The 6,525-nt window shown below is 72.9% G+C and carries 4 protein-coding genes; 1 reads left to right on the top strand and 3 read right to left on the bottom strand.

Annotated elements, in window-relative coordinates; genetic code table 11:
- Together FRAQA3DRAFT_RS28310 and FRAQA3DRAFT_RS28305 are read right to left on the bottom strand one after the other, a co-directional pair.
- Positions 1–905: hypothetical protein (locus FRAQA3DRAFT_RS28310; protein ID WP_009742486.1), on the bottom strand; the 905-nt coding region annotated here is incomplete at its 3' end.
- A gap of 12 nt (positions 906–917) precedes the next feature.
- On the bottom strand, positions 918–1,133 hold the full coding sequence (locus tag FRAQA3DRAFT_RS28305) for a DUF397 domain-containing protein (protein ID WP_264762543.1): 216 nt from the start codon (positions 1,131–1,133) through the stop codon (positions 918–920).
- A gap of 1,508 nt (positions 1,134–2,641) precedes the next feature.
- Here FRAQA3DRAFT_RS28305 and FRAQA3DRAFT_RS28300 point away from each other — a divergent pair.
- Positions 2,642–3,508: a helix-turn-helix transcriptional regulator gene (locus tag FRAQA3DRAFT_RS28300; RefSeq protein WP_009742483.1), complete on the top strand. Its 867-nt coding sequence runs from the start codon at positions 2,642–2,644 to the stop codon at positions 3,506–3,508.
- A 57-nt stretch (positions 3,509–3,565) separates the two neighbouring features.
- Here FRAQA3DRAFT_RS28300 and FRAQA3DRAFT_RS28295 read toward each other — a convergent pair whose 3' ends face one another.
- A complete protein-coding gene (locus FRAQA3DRAFT_RS28295) occupies positions 3,566–6,184 on the bottom strand; it encodes an ATP-binding protein (RefSeq protein ID WP_009742482.1) in 2,619 nt (872 codons plus the stop codon).
- Positions 6,185–6,525 lie beyond the last annotated feature (341 nt).

The raw sequence follows: 6,525 nt of genomic DNA, 5'->3' as shown, positions 1-6,525 counted from the left end.
CCACCGTCGAGCATGTCGAGCAGCGCGCCGGCCCGGCGGTGGTCCAGCCGGCCCGACCGGTGCAGGCCCCGCAGCCGCAGCAGGCCCGGCAGGTGCGCCTCGATGGCCGGCTGGTCGGGTCGGGGGGCACCGTCGAGCCAGGCGTCGAACTGCCCGCCAGTCATGATCTCCCACACGATCGTGTCGGCGACCGCGCCGGTGCCGTCGGTGATCGTCACCAGGTGGGGCACCCGGACCAGGTCGCTGAAGCCCGCCAGGTCCGGCCGCAGCCCGGCGGTCACCACATTGTTGCCGAGCCGGGGATCGAGACCGGGCGCCGGGCGCCGCAGCACGTTGCGCAGGTGAGAGGCGAAGGCGAGCGCCAGTGCGCTGCGCCCGGGCGGGCTTGCATGGGCGTGCAGCACGATGGCGTCGACCCCGGGCGAGCGCACCTGCTCGGCGGCGGCCCGGACCAGCCACGCCGGCTCGACCAGGACGAAGCCCACCTGGGCCCGCCGGCGCTCGGCGATCGCATCACCGCCGTCCTCCATCGAGCCCGGCACCCCGAGGGTCTCGTGGGTCCACTGGCAGGTGATGAGCCCGTCGGCACCCGGCAGTGAGAGCAAGGGAAGATCTCCCGAGCTGAAGATCCGTTCCGTGGTGGGCGGGGGCATGCTGTCTCCGGTCCGGTTGGCCGGCAGCGCCGCGAAGGCGATCGCCGGCCGCAGGGGCGGGTCGGTACGGGTAGGGACAGAACGGGCCTCGTTGCACCGCATGTCCGTCCGATCCAGCAGATAGGAGGCCGGGAGGACGTCGCGCTGCGACGTCTGGGCCAGCCATGCGTGCTGCGGGCGGCGGGCGAGCGGAGCCCGCACGGCCGTGGCGCACGCCTGCCGGGAAGGGACGACCGGAGTCAGCAGGACCATGGTGGCGGACGCTTACTGGAGCAGGTTGTCGAAATCGCCGTCCTTGGCGCCGAGTATCAGGGCCTCTATCTCGGCTCGGGTGTAGACGAGGGCGGGACCGTTCGGATGCCGGGAGTTGCGGACGGCCACCTCGTCGCCCGGCAGCTTCGCCATCTCGACGCAGTTGCCCTGCGAGTTGCTCCGCCGACTCTTCTGCCAGGTCACGCGCTCCAGCGCCGCCGCAGACATGCCACTGTAGATCTTGGTCACGCGATCTCCTGAAGCCCCGAGTAGCCGTGCCACGACGGCCCTCACCCCACGCAGCCCGCCTGTCGCACCGCCGCACTGCGATGGACCCCTCACCGATCACGCCGGACGGGACTCCCCCCGAAACCCCGCCGATGTGCCCGCGTGTGCGCCTGCACGAACTTCGGCTGACGATACAGCACGGTCAGGTGCACGTGCATCAAGCGGGTCGCATGTGCGCGACACGGCCTCACGTGCGACCGCCCATGCGCCCGCCGCGGTCGCGGGCCGCGGGCCGCGTCCACCGTGGAGGCGGCTGGACGCCGCCGCGGGGGTCGAGCCCGCGACCCTCGGGGCCGGAGCGGACCCTGCCGGGCCAGACCCTGGCGGACCAGCCGGCGAGGGCGCGGGCCGGGCCGCCGGGGTGGCCGCATCCCTCGGCGGCGTTAGCACTCCTGGTCGGGAGATGACAGAGATGACCCGAAGGAGGTAGCGAATCGTCCTAATAAATCCGCAAAGTGACGAATCACGCAACCGATCGTCGGCTCCGTAACGGCATACCAAGGGACGTAGCTGGCGGAAGAGGTCCCTGACTTGCGGGAATGACGTGCGAGCGCGGCGGGGCGCTAGGACTTCGGTGCCAAGGGACGCCGATCGGAGGGGAGCCTGCTGGTGTAAAAGTTCATAGCCCCGACACGTCGGGCATCGGGACACGGCCGGCGACGGCCCCGTCCCGGGCGCACGCGAACCCGCGGGAGACAACGCAATGGGAACCCATCGCCAGACCACCATGGAGGCCGTCGCACCACGCAGTGTCTCGCCGGCCGCATCCCGGATCCACCGTCTCGGCGCCGGAACATCTCCGGCCGCCGCGGCGGCCGGGGCCGGACCGACCACCACCGGTGGGCGGCGTGGGGGCCACGACAGGGCCGTCGACCCGGTCGGATTCACCCGAGTGGGGAGTCGGCCGTCCTACCCGGCCCCGCGGTCGGGTGGAATGACGACGAGCAACCGCTGAGGCATCGGCGCTCCACGGCCGGCGGGGAAGCGACCGACGGTCCGGAGGTCACCTCGGCAGCCGTCGAGCCGGAGCTGGCGCGGAAATGTGGGCACCACGGGACGAACGGGCGAGCGGGAGCGCGAGAGAGTGGGAGCGAGAGGGTGGGAGAAGGTGACGGAGAACCGAACGGCACGTCGGCATGGCGCTGCACGAGAAGGTCGAGCGGACTCCGGCGTCTTCGCCGCGACGGGCTCAATGCGGCGCCGTCGGAACGGATCGGAGGGCCCGCATCACTGGGCGCTACGGCCGATCCATGGCCGCACCTTCGGGGACATCTGCACCGCCAGGCCAGCGGACACCCACCACCGGCACTCTCTGTGAGCGTGTATACAAATAACCCTCGCTGCGCTAAACAAGCAGCTGTCGCCCAGACAAGAGAACCAGCCGCATAACCGGATCTAGAAGATCAGATGTCATACTCTTGCGTTGACCGATGGCGAGGGGGCCGACCGTGACGACAGCTCAGCCGGGAAGTGGACCGACCGTGCGTCGGATCCTGCTCGGCTCTCAGCTCCGTCGACTTCGCGAGGAGAAGGGCATCAGTCGGGAGACCGCTGGATACCACATCCGCGCCTCCGAGTCGAAGATCAGCCGGATGGAGCTGGGACGAGTCAGCTTCAAAGAACGGGATGTCGCCGACCTGCTGACCTTCTATCAGGTCACGGACGAAGCCGAGCGCGCTCCTTTGCTGGCGCTCGTGCGCGAGGCGAACACCGCCGGCTGGTGGCAGAACTTCAACGACGTTCTCCCCACCTGGTTCCAGCCGTACGTGGGACTCGAGGAGTCCGCCCAGCTGATCCGCACCTATGAGTTGCAGTTCATTCCGGGGCTACTCCAGACCGAGGACTACGCTCGCGCCATCATCACTCAAGGTAGCGGCGGGGCTCCGGTCGAGACGATCGAGCGGCGGGTGAGCGTCCGGATCAACCGGCAGAAGTTGCTTTACCGCAAGAATCCCCCGCGACTGTGGGTGGTCATCGACGAGGCGGCGCTGCGCCGGCCGATCGGCGGCCCCAAGGTGATGCGCGCGCAGATCGAACACCTGATCAACATCGCGCCGTTGCAGAACCTCACCCTGCAGGTGATGCCCTTCGCCTTCGGGGGCCACGCGGCCGAGGGCGGCGCGTTCACCATCCTGCGCTTCCCGGAGATGGACCTGCCCGACGTCGTCTACCTGGAGCAGCTGACCGGCTCCACCTACCTGGACAAGCGCGAGGACGTCGACCGGTACATGGAGGTCTACAACCGGCTCAGCGTCGACAGCACGACCCCGGCGTCCACCCCCGACGTGCTGCGGCGGATCGTCAACGAGCTCTGATCCCGCGCCGGCCCGGCCCCATGGGCCTCGCCGGCGCGGACCGACGGCGCGCACCGCTCAGCGGGTGTCTGACCCGACCGCGCCGGTGCGGACGACGGCACTCGCGGGCGTGGACGGCGGCCAGGTGAGCTCCAGGCTCAGCCGCTGATCGTCCAGCTCGACGCCGATCCCCACCTCGGGGACGCCCACCCCGAACCCGGCGGTATCCCCACCCTCCGGCCAGGGCGGCGCCACCCCGTCCGGCCAGGGCAGCGCGACGAAGACGCTGCCTCCGGCCGGCGCCCACAGCACCGTGACGATCGCCCGCCCGCCCGGGGCCGCGGCGAGCACCGCACCGACCCGGTCGGCCAACGCCGCACGCACCGGCGCCGGCGCCGAACGCAGATCGCCGGAGAGCTGGATCTCGACGCTGATCCCCGCGCTCTCGGCGTCGGCGAGCACCGGATCCAGATCCGCGAGCGCGGACGACGGCCCGCCGCCGGTCAGCATCCGGCGGATCGCGGCGGCCCGCACCGCGCAGCGACTGCGCACGGCCGCCGCCCGCGGGTCGAGCCGGCCGTCTGCGATCCCGGCCAACAGCGGCAGCACGTCCGCCTCGACGGTGCCCAGCCACTGGACGCGCTCGCGGCGGATCATCAGCGACGCGTCGATCCGCGCGGCGACTTCCGCCTCGGCCGCCAGGGTGCGCGCGGTGGCCTCGGCGGTGGCGCGCAGCAGCGGGCCGAGCATGGCGGTGACGATCTGGACGCTGCACACCCCGTAGATGTTCGAGCTCAGCCGGGCGAGCACCAGCGGATTGTCCGCGTCCCGGGCGAGGACCAGTCCGGTCAGCAGCAGGATCGCCACGACCAGGGCGGCGATCCACTCCCACCGCGGCCGGGAGGCGGTGACGAACGCCAGCAACAGCGGCAGGACGAGCAGCGGCCAGTCGGCGATCCGCACGATGTCCGGCCCGCGGGTGTTCGCCGCGCCGATCACGGTGACGGCCAGGGCCACGGCCAGCAGCACGAGCGATTCGGCTCGCCCGAGCGGCCGGTCCCGAACCCGCCGCGCGGTCTCGACGATCACCAGCGCGAGGACCATCCAGAGCAGCGCCGCGACCGGGCGCGACCGCACCCAGCCGAGCGTCGCGACCAGCGGCACCAGCATGACGACCAGCCAGAGGCCGGTGATCTGCCCGACGGCGCGGCGCAGCCCCGCGGCGTAGGCGACGCCGAGGTCGGCGGCGATCGCGGTGACCCCCCGACGGTCGGCGACGACCGCGATCCCCCGGCGGTCCGCGGCGACCGCGGCCGCGCCCCGGCGACCGGCGAGCAAACCATCCCGCGCCCCGCCCGCCCCGCCACCGCCGGTGGGGATCGCCGCCCGCGGCAAGCGCCACTGGAGCTGCACGGTCGTGCCGCGCCCCGGCGCCGAGACGATGTCGACCGTCCCGGCGACATCCTCGAGCCGGCCGACGATCGAGCGGCGCACGCCCAGCCGGGCCGGGTCGACCCGTCGCGGGTCGAAGCCGCGGCCGGCGTCGGACACCCGCACGGTGATGACACCCGGACCGCCGTCCATGCGGACCCGCGCCCGCCGGGTGCCGGCGTGGCGCTCCACGTTCGCCAGCGCCTCGCCGACGGCGCCGGCGAACGCGGCGACGACGATGGCGGGCGGCTCGGTGAAGCCCGCCCCGCGGGCGGCGCCGCGCAGGTGGTTGTCAAAGGTGACCCGCAGCCGCGGGCCGGTGGCGTTGCGGACGATCTCGGCGAGGCGCTCGTCGAGGGCCGGCCCGCTCGCCTCGTCCGGGTCGAGCAGGCCCTGCACGGCGGCGAGGCTCTGCGCGCAGCGCCGGCGGGCCAGCGCAACGTCGCGCCCCCCGCCCCAGGCGATGCCGGTCAGCGTGTTGAGGACCGTGTCGTGGATGATCCGCTCACGCTCCCGACGGTCTCGGGCGACCGCGTGGACCACCGCTTCGCCGCGGTGGCGGGCCACGACGTTCGCCCAGCGCCGGTCGGCGGCGCGGGCGATCTGGCGCAGCCGGCCGATCGCGAGGCCCAGCAGCCCCGGCGCGAGCACCAGGATGGCCGACTGGACGACGACCTGCGGGTTGTGCCCCCAGCCGCCGGTCAGGGTGCCGGCGCCGAGCAGCAGTACACCCGGTGCGGCCACCACCGGCGGGAAGGCCCACACGGCGACGATCGCCGCGTTGACGGCGGTCAGGAACACGAAGTTGCCGCTGTCCCCCACGGACTCCGGCGGCAGCCAGCGCTCGGCCGTCAGCGACAGCGCCAGCGCGACCGCGACGCTTGCGGCGGCGAGCGGGCGACCCACCCCGCGGCGCAGGCCCACCACGCAGAAGAACACGCTCCAGCCGACGCTGAGCACCACGACGGCCGTCGCCAGCGGCTGGCCGGCGTACCAGTGCCAGACGACCAGGTAGAGCAGGGTCAGCAGGACGGCGACGGCGCGCAGCGCGACGAGCACCGCGGCCATGACCCGCTCCAGCGCCCGGTAGGCGCGGCCCAGCTCGACAGACGCGCGGCCCAGCTCCAGCGTGGCGGCACCGAAGGCGGTGTCGGTTATCCCGTCGCCGGCCGTCTGCCCGCCCGCCGCTGCCCGCCCCCCGGCACGGCTGGTACCCCCGGCTTCGATGCCCTCCGCCGTCCCCAAGGTGGGACCGGTGCTGCGCATCACCACTGTGGTTCCGTCCCGGTTGGCATCACTTCCGACCCGAGGCCCGTTCCGCCCGGGCGAGCTGGTCGCAGGCTACAGGCCGCATGCTCCCTTTCGCCGACAATGAACGCGTCCGGCCGCCCATCACCGCGAACCGGGCATCCGGGCAGCTCGACGCGGCGAGATCCCCGACCGGCCGCCGGTGCTCGCCGCGTGAGCCGGCGGCCCCGTGCCCGTGGTGCCCTAGGCTTGACGGCGTGTGGAAGGACAGCCTGTGAATCCTCCGCCGTCCGCGTCCCCGCCGCGATCTCCCGCCGCGCCGGGGTCCTCGATCCCCCACCGCCGCTGCGGCCCTGACA

It is taken from the genome of Frankia sp. QA3, assembly GCF_000262465.1.
Lineage (GTDB): Bacteria > Actinomycetota > Actinomycetes > Frankiales > Frankiaceae > Frankia.
The sequence above is the reverse complement of the archived record's forward strand: the minus strand, read 5'-3'. Positions and strand labels throughout refer to the sequence as shown.

What these genes read in the sequence shown, in the direction of transcription:
- FRAQA3DRAFT_RS28305 (WP_264762543.1), bottom strand. Translation starts at nt 1,133, where the DNA reads ATGTCTGCGGCGGCGCTGGAGCGCGTGACCTGGCAGAAGAGTCGGCGG.
- FRAQA3DRAFT_RS28295 (WP_009742482.1), bottom strand. Translation starts at nt 6,184, where the DNA reads ATGCGCAGCACCGGTCCCACCTTGGGGACGGCGGAGGGCATCGAAGCC.